The 16,257-nt window shown below is 60.6% G+C and carries 16 protein-coding genes; 11 read left to right on the top strand and 5 right to left on the bottom strand.

Annotation, left to right across the window (positions count from 1 at the left end; translation table 11 throughout):
* Window positions 1-100 precede the first annotated feature (100 nt).
* Window positions 101-595 (bottom strand): transporter substrate-binding domain-containing protein, encoded by a 495-nt coding sequence (locus tag ATH90_RS27230; protein WP_034110055.1) that lies wholly within the window; start codon window positions 593-595, stop codon window positions 101-103.
* A gap of 134 nt (window positions 596-729) precedes the next feature.
* Here ATH90_RS27230 and ATH90_RS27225 point away from each other — a divergent pair, with 134 nt between their 5' ends.
* Window positions 730-1,170, top strand: coding sequence for a DUF4399 domain-containing protein (locus ATH90_RS27225; protein WP_034110052.1), 441 nt, complete (start codon window positions 730-732; stop codon window positions 1,168-1,170).
* A gap of 63 nt (window positions 1,171-1,233) precedes the next feature.
* Here the strand turns inward: ATH90_RS27225 and serA are convergent, their stop codons facing one another.
* Window positions 1,234-2,463, bottom strand: coding sequence for a phosphoglycerate dehydrogenase (gene serA / locus ATH90_RS27220; RefSeq protein WP_003195214.1), 1,230 nt, complete (start codon window positions 2,461-2,463; stop codon window positions 1,234-1,236).
* 346 nt (window positions 2,464-2,809) lie between these two features.
* Here serA and ATH90_RS27215 point away from each other — a divergent pair, with 346 nt between their 5' ends.
* The 4 genes from ATH90_RS27215 (at window position 2,810) to ATH90_RS27200 (ending at window position 7,098) form a co-directional block, all read left to right on the top strand.
* Entirely contained in the window at window positions 2,810-4,204 is a 1,395-nt protein-coding gene (locus ATH90_RS27215; protein ID WP_034110050.1) for an FAD-binding oxidoreductase, read from the top strand.
* Between the two features lie 22 nt (window positions 4,205-4,226).
* Window positions 4,227-4,892, top strand: coding sequence for a fumarylacetoacetate hydrolase family protein (locus tag ATH90_RS27210; RefSeq protein WP_098467532.1), 666 nt, complete (start codon window positions 4,227-4,229; stop codon window positions 4,890-4,892).
* Between the two features lie 244 nt (window positions 4,893-5,136).
* The gene (locus ATH90_RS27205; protein WP_098467531.1) at window positions 5,137-6,063 is read left to right on the top strand and encodes an SdiA-regulated domain-containing protein; all 927 of its coding nucleotides are present in this window, start codon (window positions 5,137-5,139) and stop codon (window positions 6,061-6,063) included.
* 120 nt (window positions 6,064-6,183) lie between these two features.
* Window positions 6,184-7,098, top strand: coding sequence for an SdiA-regulated domain-containing protein (locus ATH90_RS27200; RefSeq protein ID WP_069078502.1), 915 nt, complete (start codon window positions 6,184-6,186; stop codon window positions 7,096-7,098).
* A gap of 19 nt (window positions 7,099-7,117) precedes the next feature.
* On the opposite strand, the gene rpiA is transcribed toward ATH90_RS27200, so the two are convergent.
* Window positions 7,118-7,789, bottom strand: a complete 672-nt coding sequence (rpiA, locus tag ATH90_RS27195; RefSeq protein ID WP_034110042.1) for a ribose-5-phosphate isomerase RpiA — start codon at window positions 7,787-7,789, stop codon at window positions 7,118-7,120.
* 136 nt (window positions 7,790-7,925) lie between these two features.
* Between rpiA and ilvA the strand changes: the two genes are divergently transcribed.
* Entirely contained in the window at window positions 7,926-9,440 is a 1,515-nt protein-coding gene (gene ilvA, locus ATH90_RS27190) for a threonine ammonia-lyase, biosynthetic (RefSeq protein ID WP_098467530.1), read from the top strand.
* Window positions 9,441-9,481: 41 nt separating this feature from the next.
* Window positions 9,482-9,904 (top strand): DUF2269 family protein, encoded by a 423-nt coding sequence (locus ATH90_RS27185; protein WP_034110039.1) that lies wholly within the window; start codon window positions 9,482-9,484, stop codon window positions 9,902-9,904.
* A gap of 101 nt (window positions 9,905-10,005) precedes the next feature.
* Here ATH90_RS27185 and ATH90_RS27180 read toward each other — a convergent pair whose 3' ends face one another.
* Window positions 10,006-10,662: a histidinol-phosphatase gene (locus ATH90_RS27180; RefSeq protein WP_069078501.1), complete on the bottom strand. Its 657-nt coding sequence runs from the start codon at window positions 10,660-10,662 to the stop codon at window positions 10,006-10,008.
* Window positions 10,663-10,805: 143 nt separating this feature from the next.
* On the opposite strand from ATH90_RS27180, the gene ATH90_RS27175 reads away from it, so the two are divergent.
* Together ATH90_RS27175 and ptsP are read left to right on the top strand one after the other, a co-directional pair.
* Complete coding sequence (locus ATH90_RS27175) at window positions 10,806-11,285, top strand: RNA pyrophosphohydrolase (RefSeq protein ID WP_003176750.1); 480 nt, start codon at window positions 10,806-10,808, stop codon at window positions 11,283-11,285.
* Window positions 11,286-11,307: 22 nt separating this feature from the next.
* Window positions 11,308-13,587: a phosphoenolpyruvate--protein phosphotransferase gene (ptsP, locus tag ATH90_RS27170; protein ID WP_034110035.1), complete on the top strand. Its 2,280-nt coding sequence runs from the start codon at window positions 11,308-11,310 to the stop codon at window positions 13,585-13,587.
* Between the two features lie 98 nt (window positions 13,588-13,685).
* Here ptsP and ATH90_RS27165 read toward each other — a convergent pair whose 3' ends face one another.
* Window positions 13,686-14,432: an NRDE family protein gene (locus ATH90_RS27165; protein WP_098467529.1), complete on the bottom strand. Its 747-nt coding sequence runs from the start codon at window positions 14,430-14,432 to the stop codon at window positions 13,686-13,688.
* 120 nt (window positions 14,433-14,552) lie between these two features.
* On the opposite strand from ATH90_RS27165, the gene ATH90_RS27160 reads away from it, so the two are divergent.
* Complete coding sequence (locus ATH90_RS27160) at window positions 14,553-15,335, top strand: sulfite exporter TauE/SafE family protein (RefSeq protein ID WP_034110030.1); 783 nt, start codon at window positions 14,553-14,555, stop codon at window positions 15,333-15,335.
* 76 nt (window positions 15,336-15,411) lie between these two features.
* Entirely contained in the window at window positions 15,412-16,224 is an 813-nt protein-coding gene (lgt, locus tag ATH90_RS27155) for a prolipoprotein diacylglyceryl transferase (protein ID WP_034110028.1), read from the top strand.
* The last annotated feature ends 33 nt before the right edge of the window (window positions 16,225-16,257 follow it).

The raw sequence follows: 16,257 nt of genomic DNA, 5'->3' as shown, positions 1-16,257 counted from the left end.
CTTGCCTACGATGGCAGCGTGTCAGCTAGCATCTCTGTTACTGGTCCACCGCTATCGCAGGCAAGCCAGCTCCCACATTGACTGAGTCAAATCCGAAAAATCACTGTGCCTTGGGAACCGGGGGCTCGGTCTCAAGCCACTTCTGCGCCAACGCCTTCAACCGCCCATCAGCCTTCACGCGCTGCAATGCCTTGTCCAAACTCGCCTTGAACGCCGGATTGCCCTTTTGGAACGGGATCACCAGTTCCGGCTTCTCGTTGTAAGCCTCACTCAAATCGAACCGATCCTGCAGCTCGGCAGTCATAGCGATATGGTTGATGGCCACGTCGTACTTGCCGGTTTCCACGCCTTGCAGCAGGTCGGTGTCATCGGTGGTGATGAATGAAGGTCGCACATCCATCTCCTTGGCCAGTTGCTCGCCGAGGTCAACTTCGAAGCCGGTGAGTTTGTCACCTTCCTTGAAGTTGAACGGCGGGGTGTTGGCTTCAAGGGCGATGCGCAGTTCGCCACGGTCGAAGACATCATCGATCAGTTCGGCATGAGCCAGGGGGCTCAGAAGGGGAAGCAACAGTAACAGGCCAGGCGAAAAGCGCATGGTCACTCCTAAAGAATTCGAATGTGCGAGGCGCCGTTCAGCATCGCTTTGCTATGGTGTTGAGTGCCTTGGACAGCAATTTGTCGCGAAGTTGTCATAACCCTACAGATTTCATAGAAAAACTGGAGAAGTGAATGAACGCCTTTTTGTCCCGTGTCACCCTGGCCTCCCTGATGCTGGGTGCTTCCATGTTGGCTACCGCCGCGGACGGTATCCCGCGCAGCGCTCCACCTGCAGATGCCAAAGTATTTATCGTCTCGCCGAAGGACGGCGCCACGGTGGATAAAACCTTCACCGTGAAGTTCGGCATGGAAGGCTTGAAATTGGCTCCGGCCACCAGCCAGGATCCAGGCACGGGTCACCACCATCTGCTGATCGACCAGAAAGCCCTGCCTGACGCCAGCGTGCCTATCCCGGCCACCGACACCGTGATTCACTACGGCAAGGCCCAGACCGAAACCGAACTGACCCTCACCCCAGGCAAGCACACCTTGCAGCTGGTTGCCGGTGACAAACTGCACATGCAGTTCAACCCGACTGTAGCCTCGAAAGTGATCACGGTTAACGTTAAGTAAGATTTGTTCAGATGAAAAAAAGGGAGCCCTGAAGGGCTCCCTTTTTTGTGCCGCGTCGAAACCTTAGAACAACACGCGGCTACGGATGGTGCCGTTGATGTGCTGCAGCTTCTCTTGCGCCAGGTCCGAGTACTCGGCGTCGACGTCGATGACCACGTAGCCGACCTTCTCGTTGGTCTGCAGGAACTGACCGGAGATGTTGATGCCGTTTTCCGCGAAGACCTTGTTGATTTCCATCATCACGCCAGGGATGTTCTGGTGGATGTGCAGCAGGCGGTGCTTGCCAGGGTGAGCCGGCAGGGCCACTTCCGGGAAGTTCACGGACGACACCGATGTACCGTTGTCGCTGTACTTGACCAGCTTCTCCGACACTTCCAGGCCAATGTTGGCCTGTGCCTCAGCGGTGGAACCGCCGATGTGGGGGGTCAAGATCACGTTGTCCAGGCCACGCAGCGGGCTTTCGAAGATGTCGTCGTTGGAGCGAGGCTCTACCGGGAACACGTCGATGGCGGCGCCGATCAGGTGCTTGTCCTTGATCGCGTCGGCCAGTGCATCCAGCTCGACCACGGTGCCGCGTGCGGCATTGATCAGGATGCCGCCTTTCTTGATGGCGCGGATTTCCTTCTCGCCGATCATCCACTGGGTCTCGGCGGTTTCCGGAACGTGCAGGGTCACGATGTCGGACATGCCCAGCAGCTCGGTCAGGCTGGCCACTTGCGTAGCGTTGCCCAATGGCAGCTTGGTCAGGGTGTCGTAGAAGAACACCTGCATGCCAAGGCCTTCAGCCAGGACCGACAGTTGAGTGCCGATCGAGCCGTAACCGACGATACCCAGCTTCTTGCCGCGGATTTCGAAGGAGTTGGCCGCGCTTTTGATCCAGCCGCCACGGTGGCAGGAAGCGTTCTTCTCAGGAATGCCGCGCAACAACAGGATCGCCTCGGCCAGCACCAGTTCTGCAACGGAGCGGGTGTTGGAGTACGGTGCGTTGAATACCGCGATGCCGCGCTCGCGCGCTGCGTTGAGGTCGACCTGGTTGGTGCCGATGCAGAAACAGCCGACCGCCACGAGTTTCTTGGCGTGATCGAAGATCTCTTCGGTCAGCTGAGTGCGGGAGCGAATGCCGATAAAGTGCGCGTCGGCGATCTTTTCCTTTAGCTGGGCTTCCGGCAGAGAACTGGTGATGTACTCAATGCTGGTGTACCCGGCGGCTTTCAGAACGTCGACAGCCGATGGGTGGACGCCTTCCAGAAGAAGGAACTTGATCTTGCTCTTATCGAGAGAAGTCTTGCTCATCTGCGTAAACCTGTATCCCGGAGAAAAATGGCAGGGAATCGAATAGCCGGATGTGCCCTGATTCACCCATACCGTTCCCGTTTGACGGCGTCTGTTGCCGTCATGCTGCGCCAGCTATGAGTCGTCGCGGCGCCTTGCCTGACGACAACAGCCACTCGTCAAACACAAACGTAGGGGTAAATCAGGGCACAGAGCTGACCCGGACGGCAGGAAAGCCGTCACCGCAGAAACGCCTTTGGGCTCTGTCCTGCGGGGGCGGTATGCTAGCATACGCGCCCCGCTAACACTCATTCCTGCGACGTGAAGCGTTCTCAGGATGACCATGAATTGTTCGAGAGTTCTGTCGATGACCCATCCTGCCCTGATTGATGAGCTAAAGACCCTGGTTGAGCCCGGCAAAGTGCTGACCGATGCGGACTCACTGGAGGCTTACGGCAAGGATTGGACCAAGCACTTCGCGCCCGCGCCGACCGCCATCGTCTTCCCCAAGACCACTGAGCAGGTCCAGGCCATTGTGCGCTGGGCCAATGCCCGCAAAGTGGCACTGGTGCCCTCCGGTGGGCGTACCGGCCTGTCGGCAGCCGCGGTGGCGGCCAATGGCGAAGTGGTGGTGTCGTTCGACTACATGAACCAGATCCTCGACGTGAACCTCACCGACCGCACCGCCGTGTGCCAGCCGGGTGTGGTCACCAAGCAATTGCAGAACGTCGCCGAAGAAAAAGGCCTGTACTACCCGGTGGACTTCGCTTCGTCGGGTTCCAGCCAGATCGGCGGCAATATCGGTACCAATGCCGGCGGGATCAAGGTCATTCGCTACGGCATGACCCGCAACTGGGTGGCGGGCATGAAGGTCGTCACCGGCAAGGGCGACGTGCTGGAGCTGAACCGCGACCTGATCAAGAACGCTACCGGCTACGACATGCGCCAGCTGTTCATCGGCGCCGAAGGCACCCTGGGCTTTGTGGTCGAAGCCACCATGCGCCTGGACCGTGCGCCGAAAAACCTCACTGCCATGGTGCTGGGCACTACCGACTTTGATTCGATCATGCCGGTATTGCATGCGTTCCAGAGCAAGCTGGACCTGACCGCCTTCGAATTCTTCTCCGACAAGGCCCTGGCCAAGGTCATGGGCCGTGGCGACGTGCCGGCGCCGTTCGAAACCGAATGCCCGTTCTACGCGCTGCTGGAATTCGAAGCCACCACCGAAGAGGTTGCCAACCACGCGCTGGAAACCTTCGAACACTGCGTCGAGCAGGGCTGGGTGCTGGATGGCGTGATGAGCCAGAGCGAAACCCAGCTGCACAACCTGTGGAAACTGCGCGAGTACATCTCCGAAACCATTTCCCACTGGACGCCGTACAAGAATGATATTTCGGTCACGGTCTCCAAAGTGCCGGCGTTCTTGAAGGAAATCGACGCCATCGTCGGCGAACATTACCCGGATTTCGAAATTGTCTGGTTCGGCCACATCGGCGACGGCAACCTGCACCTGAATATCCTCAAGCCGGAAAACCTGAGCAAGGACGAGTTCTTCGCCAAGTGCGCCACCGTGAACAAGTGGGTCTTCGAAACCGTCGAGAAGTACAACGGTTCGATCTCGGCTGAACACGGCGTGGGCATGACCAAGCGGGATTACCTGACCTACAGTCGCTCGCCGGTTGAAATCGAATACATGAAGGCAGTTAAAGCGGTGTTCGACCCGAACGGGATCATGAACCCAGGCAAGATCTTCGCTGTTTAATCGCCCCTGAAGGAGTCGTTCCATGAGCTACCAGCACAAGTATGTCGACGGCACCAACATCCACTTTCCGGTCGGTAAAGTGGTGTGTATCGGGCGTAACTACGCCGAACATGCCAAGGAACTGGACAACCCGGTACCGAACGAACCGTTGCTGTTCATCAAGCCGGGGAGTTGCGTGGTGCCGTTGGAAGGCGGTTTCAGCATCCCAACCGAACGCGGTTCGGTGCACTACGAGGCGGAAATCGCGGTGTTGATCGGCAAACCGCTGTCGACCAAGCCCAGCCGTGAAGAAGTGCTGGATGCCATCTCCGGCTTCGCCCCGGCCCTGGACCTGACCCTGCGTGACAAACAGGCCGAGCTGAAAGCCAAGGGCCTGCCGTGGGAAATCGCCAAGTCGTTCGACGGCGCGGCGGTGATTGCACCGTTTGTGGTGGGCAGCACCTTCCCGGACGTCACTGACATCGGCATCCGCCTGACCATCAATGGCGAAGTCCGCCAGGACGGCAACAGCGCGATCATGCTCAACCCGATCATCCCGATGATCCAGTACATGGCCGGCTGCTTCTCGCTGCAGGCCGGCGATGTGATCCTCACGGGCACCCCAGCCGGCGTGGGCCCGCTGAATGTGGGTGATGAGCTGGTGCTGGAACTGTCGGGCGTGAACCGCTTCGAAAGCAGCGTGCGCTAAAAGCAGCACGCCGCTCACAGGTGGGGGCTGGCTTGCCTGCGATAGCAGCAGCGGGGTGTCAATAGCACACCGCGTTGCCTGCATCGCGGGCAAGCCCGGCTCCCACAGGGGTGTACGTGCAGCCGCAAATTCCGTGCTTTTGCATTTTTTTCACACGCCATCCGGATAATCCTTCGGGCTCGAGCGCGCGGTTCCGCGGAACCTGTGCTATCACCCAACGCTGATTTCCCGGATAAAGTGCCCAATGGCCGTGCCCCTGCCTACCGTCACCCCCAAGTTGCGTTCCCGTTTTGCCTTGCGCTGGTATTCCTGGCTGTTTCTCGCCGGTGCCGTTGTGTATGGCATTGCCTGGGCCATGCACTGGGATGATCGCGGCATGTTGTGGGTACTGGAACGTTTTGAGACGCCCGCCGAACGCCAGGAAAGCGTGTGGCTACCGGACTACCACGCCGTCATCGACGCCAAGTTGCTGCCGGGCATGGAAAAGGACGAAGCCTCGGACCTGGCGTACAACCCCCAGACCAAGACGCTGTTCTCCGTCATGGGCAAGAACCCGTTCCTTGTCGAGCTGACCTTGCAAGGCGATGTGCTGCGCAAGATGCCACTCAATGGCTGGAACAACCCCGAAGGGCTGACGGTGATGGAAAACGGCCTGATGGCCGTGGTCGACGAGCGCCAGCACAGCCTGACGATCATCAAGATCGACGCGACTACCACGGCATTGAACAAGGCTGACTTCTCGAGTTATGACCTGGGCCCGTCCAAAGACCAGAACAAAGCCTTTGAAGCCATCACCTGGGACAAGCGTCATCAGCAGTTGATCCTGGGCGAAGAGCGCCCAGCGGCGCTGTTTACCTGGAAAAGCGACGGCGGCCCGACCCTCGTGGGCGATAAGGTCAAGCTGGCCAGCAGCGAGCTGGACATGCGCAACCTCTCCGCACTGGCCGTCGACCCGCGCACTGGGCATCTGCTGGCGTTGTCGGCCGACTCCCATCTGTTGCTGGAGTTGGACGAGAAGGGCGAGCAAGTCAGCTTCATGACGTTGCTTGGCGGCTTCAATGGCCTCAAAGACACGATTCCCCGTGCCGAAGGAATGACCATGGACGAGGACGGCACGTTGTACATGGTCAGTGAGCCCAACCTGTTCTATCGGTTCGAAAAGCAGAAATAGCAGACAAATTACGTCGGATATTTCTCCATGAGCGGCATTCGCCAGACATCAGGGCATGTTTAAGTTTAAATTCAGACAGGCGTGATATTCATTCGCCACTTTTGACTTTGAGCCCGCCCGATGCAACGACTAGCCCGCCCCAAACCGCTCTTCTTTATGCTTGTGCTGATCGCCCTGGTCAGCGTCGGGGCCGTTGCACAGCATTTTCGCCTGTTCGAGCGCGCCTGGTTCAACTGGCAGGCGTGGCGCCAGCCGATGGACCAGCGCTCCATCGGCCTGGCGGATTACCGGGTGACCCTGGAGGCCCAGGTCATCGAAGGGCTTGATGACGATGTGTCGGCACTGACCTACGACCCCGTGCGCAAAAGCCTGTTTACCGTCACCAACAAAAACGCCGAGCTGATCGAACTGTCCCTCCAGGGCAAGATCCTGCGGCGTATCCCCTTGGTGGGCTTTGGCGATGCCGAGGCGGTGGAATTTATCAGCGACAACATTTATGTCATCAGCGATGAGCGCCAGCAGCGGCTGATCAAGGTGCATGTGGACGATGACACGCAATTCCTCGACGCCGCCGATGCGGAGCAAATGACCCTGGGCCTGCACGTCGGTGGCAACAAGGGGTTTGAAGGGTTGGCCTATGACTCGGTGGGCAAGCGCCTGTTCGTGGCCAAGGAGCGCGACCCGATGCTGATCTACGAGGTCCACGGCTTCCCGCATTTCAAACCGGAAAAAACCTACTCGGTGCACGTGGTCAACAACCCCAAGCGTGATGCCGGCTTGTTTGTGCGTGACCTGTCGAGCCTGCAATACGATGAGCGCAGCGGGCATTTGCTGGCGCTGTCGGATGAGTCGTTCCTGGTGCTGGAGCTGGATATCGACGGTCGCCCGTTGAGCAGTCTGTCACTGCTCAACGGGCGCCATGGCCTGACGAAGCGGGTGCCGCAGGCCGAAGGGATCGCCATGGATGACGAGGGCACGTTGTACCTCGTCAGCGAGCCGAACCTGTTCTACGTGTTCAAAAAAACCACGCCTTGAAGCAACACAGGCATGTGCATCAAGCCTTGAGGGTTTTCACGCCTTCGGAGGTGCCCAGCAGCAGGACATCAGCCGGGCGTGCAGCGAACAAACCGTTGGTGACCACGCCGACGATCGCATTGATCTGAGTCTCCAGCGCCACCGGGTTGGTGATCTGCATGTTGAACACGTCGAGGATGATGTTGCCGTTGTCGGTCAACACACCTTCGCGGTACACCGGGTCGCCGCCCAGTTTCACCAGCTCGCGGGCCACGTGGCTGCGGGCCATCGGAATGACTTCTACCGGCAGCGGGAAGGCCCCGAGTACCGGCACCAACTTGCTGGCGTCGGCGATGCAGATAAAGGTCTTGGCCACGGCCGCGACGATTTTCTCGCGGGTCAGGGCGGCGCCGCCGCCCTTGATCAGGTTCAGGTGCTCGTCGCTCTCATCGGCGCCGTCGACGTAGAACTCCAGGTCGCTCACGGTGTTGAGCTCGTACACCGGAATGCCGTGCCCCTTGAGCCGTGCAGCAGTCGCTTCGGAACTGGCCACGGCGCCGTCGAATGCGCCCTTGTGCTGGGCCAGCGCATCGATAAAGCAGTTGGCGGTGGAGCCGGTGCCGACACCGACGATGCTTTTGTCGTCGAGTTTAGGAAGGATTAAATCGACGGCGGCCTGGGCCACTGCCTGTTTGAGTTGATCCTGGGTCATGCGGGCTCCGGAACGGGCGGGGAGTAAAGAGGGGCGCGAGTATAACCCAACAAAACCTCGGGATTCGTGTGGTCGCCCGCCCAAACGCTGGGTTAGACTCCTTGGCCCTGCCCAACTCGCCCAGTGATTTCCGCCGATGCTTGAACAGTACGTCAAAAAGATCCTCACCTCGCGCGTTTACGACGTTGCCGTAGAAACCCCGTTGCAGACCGCCCGCCAGCTCTCGGAGCGTCTGGGCAGCAAGGTCTGGCTCAAGCGTGAAGACTTGCAGCCGGTGTTCTCGTTCAAGATTCGCGGCGCCTATAACAAGCTGACCCAATTGACTGCGCAAGAGCGTGCGCGTGGCGTCGTCACGGCGTCGGCCGGCAACCATGCCCAGGGCCTGGCCCTGGCGGCGAAGGTGCTGGGGGTCAAAGCCACCATCGTGATGCCCAAGACCACCCCCGAGATCAAGGTCGAAGGCGTGCGCTCCCGGGGCGGCAAAGTGGTGCTGCATGGCGATTCCTTCCCGGAAGCCCTCGCCTACTCGCTGAAACTGGTCGACGAAAAAGGCTACGTCTACATCCACCCCTACGATGATCCACACACCATTGCCGGGCAGGGCACCGTGGCGATGGAAATCCTGCGCCAGCACCCGGGGCCGCTGGACGCGATTTTCGTGCCGGTGGGCGGCGGCGGGCTGATCGCCGGTATTGCGGCGTACGTGAAATACCTGCGCCCGGAGATCAAGGTCATCGGCGTCGAGCCGGACGACTCCAACTGCCTGCAAGCCGCCATGGCCGCCGGCGAGCGCGTGGTGTTGCCGACCGTAGGCCTGTTTGCCGATGGCGTGGCGGTGGCGCAGATCGGCCAGCACACCTTCGACATCTGCAAGGACTACGTGGATGAAGTGATCACCGTGAGCACCGATGAAATCTGTGCGGCGATCAAGGACATCTACGACGACACCCGCTCCATCACCGAGCCTGCGGGCGCCTTGGGCGTGGCGGGTATCAAGAAATACGTGGAGACCCGTGGCGTGACCGGGCAGACCCTGGTGGCCATCGACTCCGGTGCCAACGTCAACTTCGACCGCCTGCGCCATGTCGCCGAGCGCGCCGAGCTGGGTGAAGGCCGCGAAGCCATCATTGCCGTGACCATCCCCGAGAAGCCCGGCAGCTTCAAGGCGTTCTGCGAGGCCGTGGGCAAGCGCCAGATCACCGAATTCAACTACCGCTACCACTCTGGCAGCGAGGCGCACATCTTCGTCGGCGTGCAGACCCACCCGGAAAACGATCCACGCAGCGCCTTGATCGCCAGCCTCACCAGCCAGGGCTTCCCGGTGCTGGACCTGACCGAGAACGAACTGGCCAAGTTGCACATTCGTCATATGGTCGGTGGGCATGCGGCCAAGGTCAGCGATGAAGTGGTATTGCGTTTCGAATTCCCGGAACGTCCGGGAGCGCTGTTCAACTTTCTTAACAAATTGGGCGGGCGCTGGAACATCTCGATGTTCCACTATCGCAACCACGGCGCCGCAGATGGCCGTGTGGTCGCCGGCCTGCAAGTGCCGGCGGACGAGCGCCACCTGGTACCGGCAGCCCTGGAGGCCATTGGCTACCCGTATTGGGACGAAAGCGATAACCCGGCCTACAAACTGTTCCTCGGTTGAGCGACTACGCTGATTGGGGCGGCCTTTAAGGAAGACGACACATGGAAACCCTCTCCACCCTGGCAACCCTGAAAGTTATCCACATCGCAGCCACTGTGTTGTTGCTGCTCAGCGGCCTGGCGCTGGCGTTACTGGCGTGGCGCAAACGCAGTGCAGGCCCGGCGGTGACCGTGCAACGCCCGTGGGTGTTTGTATGGCTGTTGATGGGACTGTGCGTGGTCAGCATGCCGTTTACCGGCTGGTGGCTGGTCCATCTGGTTGGCTGGCCGTTGGGGCAGACCTGGATCCTGGGTTCCAGCATCCTCTATACCGTGGCGGCGCTGGCGTGGTTCTGGCTGGTGGCGCGGCTGAATCGCCTGCGCAAGGGCGAGGGCGGCAGCTTGAATTTTACCCTGGTGCTGGCGGTGGTCAGCCTCGTCGGGTTTGTGGCGATTGCCGGGTTGATGGGGGCCAAGCCGGTTTAAGGTTCAAGACCGAGTCGGCTTCATCGCAGGCAGGCGAGCGCCCACATTTTGAACGGTGAACACCGTCAAAGGTGGGCGCTGGCTTGCCTGCGCTAGGGCCATCAGCTGCGCAGCGTGATCACTGGCCAGCCGCGCTTCTCGGCCTCGGCCCGCAGGTTCGGGTCCGGATCCACCGCCACCGGGTGGGTGACCTGCTCCAGCAACGGCAGGTCGTTCATCGAATCGCTGTAGAAGTAGCTGTCTTCCAGGGTGTAGCCGGTTTCTTCCAGCCAACGGTTCAGGCGTGTCACCTTGCCTTCGCGGAAACACGGCACATCGGTGCTGCGCCCCGTGTAGCGGCCGTTTTCCATCTCGCACTCCGTGGCGATCAGGGTTTCCACACCCAGCCGTGCCGCAATCGGCGCGGTGACAAAACGGTTGGTGGCGGTGATGATCACCAGCTTGTCACCGGCGGCGCGGTGCTTGGCCAGCAGTTCCAAGGCCAGCGGCAGCATGATCGGCTCGATGCAGTCGCGCATGTAGTCGTTGTGCCACTCGTCCAGTTGGGCCCGCTCGGTGCGGCCGAGGATTTCCAGGCAAAAGTTCAGGTAGGCGGCGTTGTCCAGCGTGCCGGCCAGGTAGTCCTGATAGAACTCGTCGTTGCGGGCCTTGTAGGCAACCGGGTCGAGAATCCCGCGTTCACAGAGGTAATCGCCCCAGGCGTGGTCGCTGTCACCGCCGAGAAGGGTGTTGTCCAAGTCGAATAAAGCCAGGCGCATTGCAGTTACTCGCTGAAAAGTCTGTAAAAAGGCGTCCAGAATACGGTCTTTTCACAAGAGTGCACATAAGGTAAGAAGCCTCGTTGCCGCTTCATCAACCTTTGTGGAACAATGCGGCGACATGCGTTTGCGAGGTTGTTGCCGTGATCGACCCCGATGGTTTCCGTCCTAATGTCGGGATTATTCTTACGAATGATGCCGGACAGGTGCTATGGGCTCGCCGAATCAACCAAGATGCCTGGCAGTTTCCTCAAGGTGGAATCAACCCCGACGAAACCCCTGAAGACGCCTTGTACCGTGAGTTGAACGAAGAAGTCGGCCTTGAGCGCGAAGATGTACAAATTCTGGCCTGTACCCGTGGCTGGTTGCGCTATCGTTTGCCGCAACGCCTGGTGCGTACCCACAGCCAACCGCTGTGCATCGGCCAGAAGCAGAAATGGTTTCTCCTGCGCCTGATCTCCAACGAGCAGCGGGTGCGGATGGATTTGACCGGTAAACCGGAGTTCGATGGCTGGCGCTGGGTCAGCTATTGGTACCCGTTGGGCCAGGTGGTGACATTCAAGCGCGAGGTTTATCGTCGCGCTCTCAAAGAGCTTGCCCCGCGCCTTTTAGCGCGCGACTGACGACGGAGTTCGACCCCGAGCCATGCTCAATACGCTGCGCAAGATCGTCCAGGAAGTTAACTCCGCCAAGGATCTCAAGGCGGCGTTGGGGATTATTGTGTTGCGCGTCAAGGAAGCCATGGGCAGCCAGGTCTGCTCGGTTTACCTGCTGGACCCCGAGACCAACCGTTTTGTGCTGATGGCCACCGAGGGCTTGAACAAGCGCTCCATCGGCAAGGTCAGCATGGCGCCCAATGAAGGTCTTGTGGGCCTGGTGGGGACGCGTGAAGAACCCCTGAACCTTGAAAACGCGGCCGATCACCCGCGTTATCGCTACTTTGCCGAAACCGGCGAGGAGCGTTACGCCTCGTTCCTCGGCGCGCCGATCATTCACCACCGCCGCGTCGTCGGCGTGTTGGTCATCCAGCAAAAAGAGCGCCGTCAGTTCGACGAAGGTGAAGAAGCCTTCCTCGTGACCATGAGCGCGCAGCTCGCCGGGGTTATTGCCCACGCCGAAGCCACCGGCTCGATTCGCGGCCTGGGACGCCAGGGCAAGGGGATCCAGGAAGCCAAGTTCGTCGGCGTGCCGGGTTCGCCGGGTGCGGCGGTCGGTACCGCCGTGGTCATGCTGCCGCCGGCCGATCTCGATGTAGTGCCGGACAAGACCGTCGATGACATCGACGCTGAAATCAAACTGTTCAAGACCGCCCTGGAAGGCGTGCGCGCCGACATGCGCAACCTGTCGACCAAGCTGGCCACGCAACTGCGCCCCGAAGAGCGCGCGCTGTTCGACGTGTACCAGATGATGCTGGATGACGCGTCGCTGGGTAATGAAGTCAAGACCGTGATCAAGACCGGCCAATGGGCCCAGGGCGCCCTGCGCCAGGTGGTCACCGATCACGTCAACCGATTCGAACTGATGGACGACGCCTACCTGCGCGAGCGTGCCTCGGATGTGCGTGACCTCGGTCGCCGTCTGCTGGCCTACCTGCAGGAAGACCGCACCACCAACCTGGTCTACCCCGACAACACCATCCTGATCAGTGAAGAACTGACCGCCACCATGCTCGGCGAAGTGCCGGAAGGCAAACTGGTCGGCCTGGTGTCGGTACTGGGTTCGGGTAACTCCCACGTCGCGATCCTGGCCCGGGCCATGGGCATCCCGACGGTGATGGGCCTGGTGGACCTGCCGTATTCCAAGGTGGATGGTATCGACATGATCGTCGATGGCCATCGCGGCGAAGTGTTTACCAACCCCAGTGAAGTGCTGCGCAAGCAGTACGCCGAAGTGGTTGAAGAAGAGAAGCAACTGGCGCTGGGCCTCGACTCATTGCGCGAACTGCCGTGCGTGACCACCGACGGCCATCGTGTGCCGCTGCTGGTAAATACCGGCCTGCTGGCCGACGTCGCCCGTGCGCAGCAGCGCGGCGCCGAAGGGGTGGGGCTGTACCGTACCGAAGTGCCGTTCATGATCAACCAGCGTTTCCCGAGTGAGAAGGAGCAGCTGGCGATTTATCGCGAGCAACTGCAAGCCTTCCACCCGTTGCCGGTGACGATGCGCAGCCTGGACATCGGCGGCGACAAGTCACTGTCTTATTTCCCGATCAAGGAAGACAACCCCTTCCTCGGCTGGCGCGGTATTCGCGTCACCCTCGACCATCCTGAAATTTTCCTCGTACAGACCCGCGCCATGCTCAAGGCCAGCGAAGGCCTGAACAACCTGCGCATCCTGCTGCCGATGATCTCCGGCACCCATGAGTTGGAAGAGGCATTGCACCTGATCCACCGGGCCTGGGGCGAGGTACGCGACGAAGGCGCCGACGTGCCGATGCCGCCGATTGGCGTGATGATCGAAATCCCGGCGGCGGTCTACCAGGCCAAGGAGCTGGCGCGGCAGGTGGACTTCCTGTCGGTGGGCTCCAACGACCTGACCCAATACCTGCTGGCCGTGGACCGTAACAACCCACGGGTGGCCGACCTCTACGACTACCTGCACCCGGCCGTGCTGCAAGCGCTGCAACATGTGGTGCGCGACGCCCATGCCGAAGGCAAGCCGGTGAGCATCTGCGGTGAAATGGCCGGCGACCCGGCGGCGGCGGTGCTGTTGATGGCGATGGGCTTTGACAGCCTGTCGATGAACGCCACCAACTTGCCAAAGGTGAAGTGGATGTTGCGCCAGGTTGAACTGAGCATGGCCAAGGACCTGCTGGCGGAGTTGATGACCATCGACAACCCGCAAGTCATCCACAGCTCGTTGCAATTGGCGCTGAAGAACCTGGGGCTGACGCGGATGATCAACCCAGGGTCGGCAAAAACCCTCTAGACCGAGGCGCGGCTATCGCAGGCACGCCAGCTCCCACATTGGAATGCATTTCAAATGTGGGGGCTGGCTTGCCTGCGATGGCTTCAGTCCAAACACCGCTAAATCGTGAGTTCTACCTCGCCCAACCGCCCACCCAGCGGCCCAAAACTGCGTTCCACCATCCGCCGCGATCCATCCGCATTCACAATCAACGCCGTGCTCGCCCGAGTCCCGTAACTGGGGCTGGCAATGAATACGCTCGACAGCAGGCTCTCGGTCGCCAACCCCACGCCGGTATCCGGCAATTCGGCAAAGGGCGCGGTCTGGGGATCGCTCAGGATATCCAGCAAGGCGTGCGGCTGAGGATTTTCGAGTATTTCGCTCAGCGCCGCCTTGGCCTTGAGCAACTTGGGCCACGGCGTATCCAGCCCTGCATTGGATAACCCATACACCCCGGCCTTCAACCGTGTCGGTTCGGTATGGTTGGCGTTGTAGTACCACAACTCATCCCGTGTGCCCACTAGCAGGTTGAACCCGGCGTATTCAATCGAGCGGCCGTTAACGTCGGCCAGATACTCGTCGATCGGCAGTGAACCGCTGAGAAAGCGCGCCACCAGTTCCCCACGGGACTTGCGGGCCGGCGGCTGGTGAGGGTCGCGGATATTGGTCAGGGCGGCAAAGCGCCCTTCGGCACTGACCCCCAGCCAGGTGCCGCCGGCTTCCTGGTCGCGACCGGCGTAGACGTGAGGCGCATCCGCCCATTGGGCCAGCGGCAGGCTCGGGCGGGCGTAGAACTCATCGCGGTTGGCCGCGACGATCAACGGCTGGGCGTGGCCCGGCCGCCAGGCGAAAACAATCAGGCACATCAGGCGATCCCTTTTGTGTTTTCCCCCACTCTACCCACACCCGCAGCGGCGTTCCATCGTATCCAGTTGGGTCGCATGCCTTCCATCCGTTAACATGCCGGACTTGGTTCGGGGGCTCCCATGGAATTTCTGCTGTATTTGCTGCTTGGCGCCTGTGCGGGCGTGCTCGCCGGGCTGTTTGGCGTGGGCGGCGGGATCATCATCGTGCCGGTGCTGGTGTTCAGCTTCACCTTGCAGGGCTTCGACCCGCAGGTGCTGACCCACTTGGCCGTGGGCACGTCCCTGGCGACGATCATCTTTACCTCGGTGAACGCCGTGCGTGAGCACCACCGGCGTGGCGCGGTGCGTTGGCCGATCTTTGTGTGGATGACCCTGGGGATCCTGATCGGCGCGGGCTTTGGTGCATTGACCGCCGAGGCGATTTCCGGCCCGCACCTGCAAAAAATCATCGGAGTGTTTGCCTTGCTGGTGGCCCTGCAATTGGCCCTGGACGTCAAGCCCAAGGCCAGCCGGACGGTGCCGGGCAAGGTCGGCCTGACCCTCGCCGGCAGCGTGATTGGCTGGGCCTCGGCGATTTTCGGGATTGGCGGCGGCTCGCTGACCGTACCGTTTTTGACCTGGCGCAGCGTGCCGATGCAGCAGGCGGTCGCCACTTCATCGGCCTGTGGCCTGCCAATTGCGTTGGCCAGTGCATCAAGTTTCATGATTCTGGGCTGGCATGACCCACTGTTGCCCGCTCATAGTCTAGGGTTCGTGTATTTGCCGGCGCTGCTGGGCATTGCCCTGACCAGCATGGTGTTTGCGCGTTTTGGCGCGCGCCTGGCGCACCGGTTGTCGCCGCGTATGCTCAAGCGGTTGTTCGCCGGGTTGTTGTTCTGTGTCGGCCTAAACTTTTTGCTTTGAAAAACTTGAGTAATACAGTCTTAATCGCGCCCGGGCATGGTCCTGCGCAATAACGAATGATTAACGAGGAGTCGCAATGCTGCCTTACCCGCAGATCGACCCGGTGGCCCTGGCCATCGGTCCGCTGAAAATCCACTGGTACGGGTTGATGTACCTGATCGGCATCGGCGGTGCATGGTTGCTGGCCTCCCGGCGCCTGAACCGCTTCGACCCGACCTGGACCAAGGAGAAACTCTCCGACATGGTCTTCTGGCTGTCGATGGGGGTGATTGTTGGCGGACGCCTGGGGTATGTGCTGTTCTACGATCTTTCCGCGTACATCGCCAACCCCACGCTGATCTTCGAAGTGTGGAAGGGCGGCATGGCATTCCACGGTGGCTTCATCGGCGTGATGATTGCCGCCTGGTGGTTTGGCCGCCGCAACGGCAAGTCGTTCTTCCAACTGATGGACTTCGTTGCTCCGATGGTGCCGATTGGCCTGGGCGCCGGGCGTATCGGTAACTTCATCAACGCCGAGTTATGGGGCAAGCCGACCGACGTGCCGTGGGCCATGGTGTTCCCGCCGTTCAGCGACCCGGCGCAATTGCCGCGCCATCCGTCGCAGCTTTACCAGTTCGCGTTGGAAGGCGTGGCACTGTTCCTTATCCTGTACCTCTTCTCGCGCAAGCCGCGCCCCACCATGGCGGTGTCGGGCATGTTCGCGCTGTTCTACGGGATCTTCCGCTTCATCGTAGAATTCGTACGCGTACCGGATGCCCAGTTGGGTTACCTGGCGTGGGGCTGGCTGACCATGGGTCAGGTCCTCAGTATTCCGATGATATTGGTAGGCCTGGGCCTGCTGTGGTGGGCTTACAATCGCCCGCAACCCCTGAAGAACGCTGCGCTTTAAATTCGAATGCCGAGGCTCGCCAGCCTCGGCTTC

The organism is Pseudomonas lurida (assembly GCF_002563895.1).
Lineage (GTDB): Bacteria > Pseudomonadota > Gammaproteobacteria > Pseudomonadales > Pseudomonadaceae > Aquipseudomonas > Aquipseudomonas lurida.
This window is presented reverse-complemented; position numbering and strand designations above follow the sequence as displayed.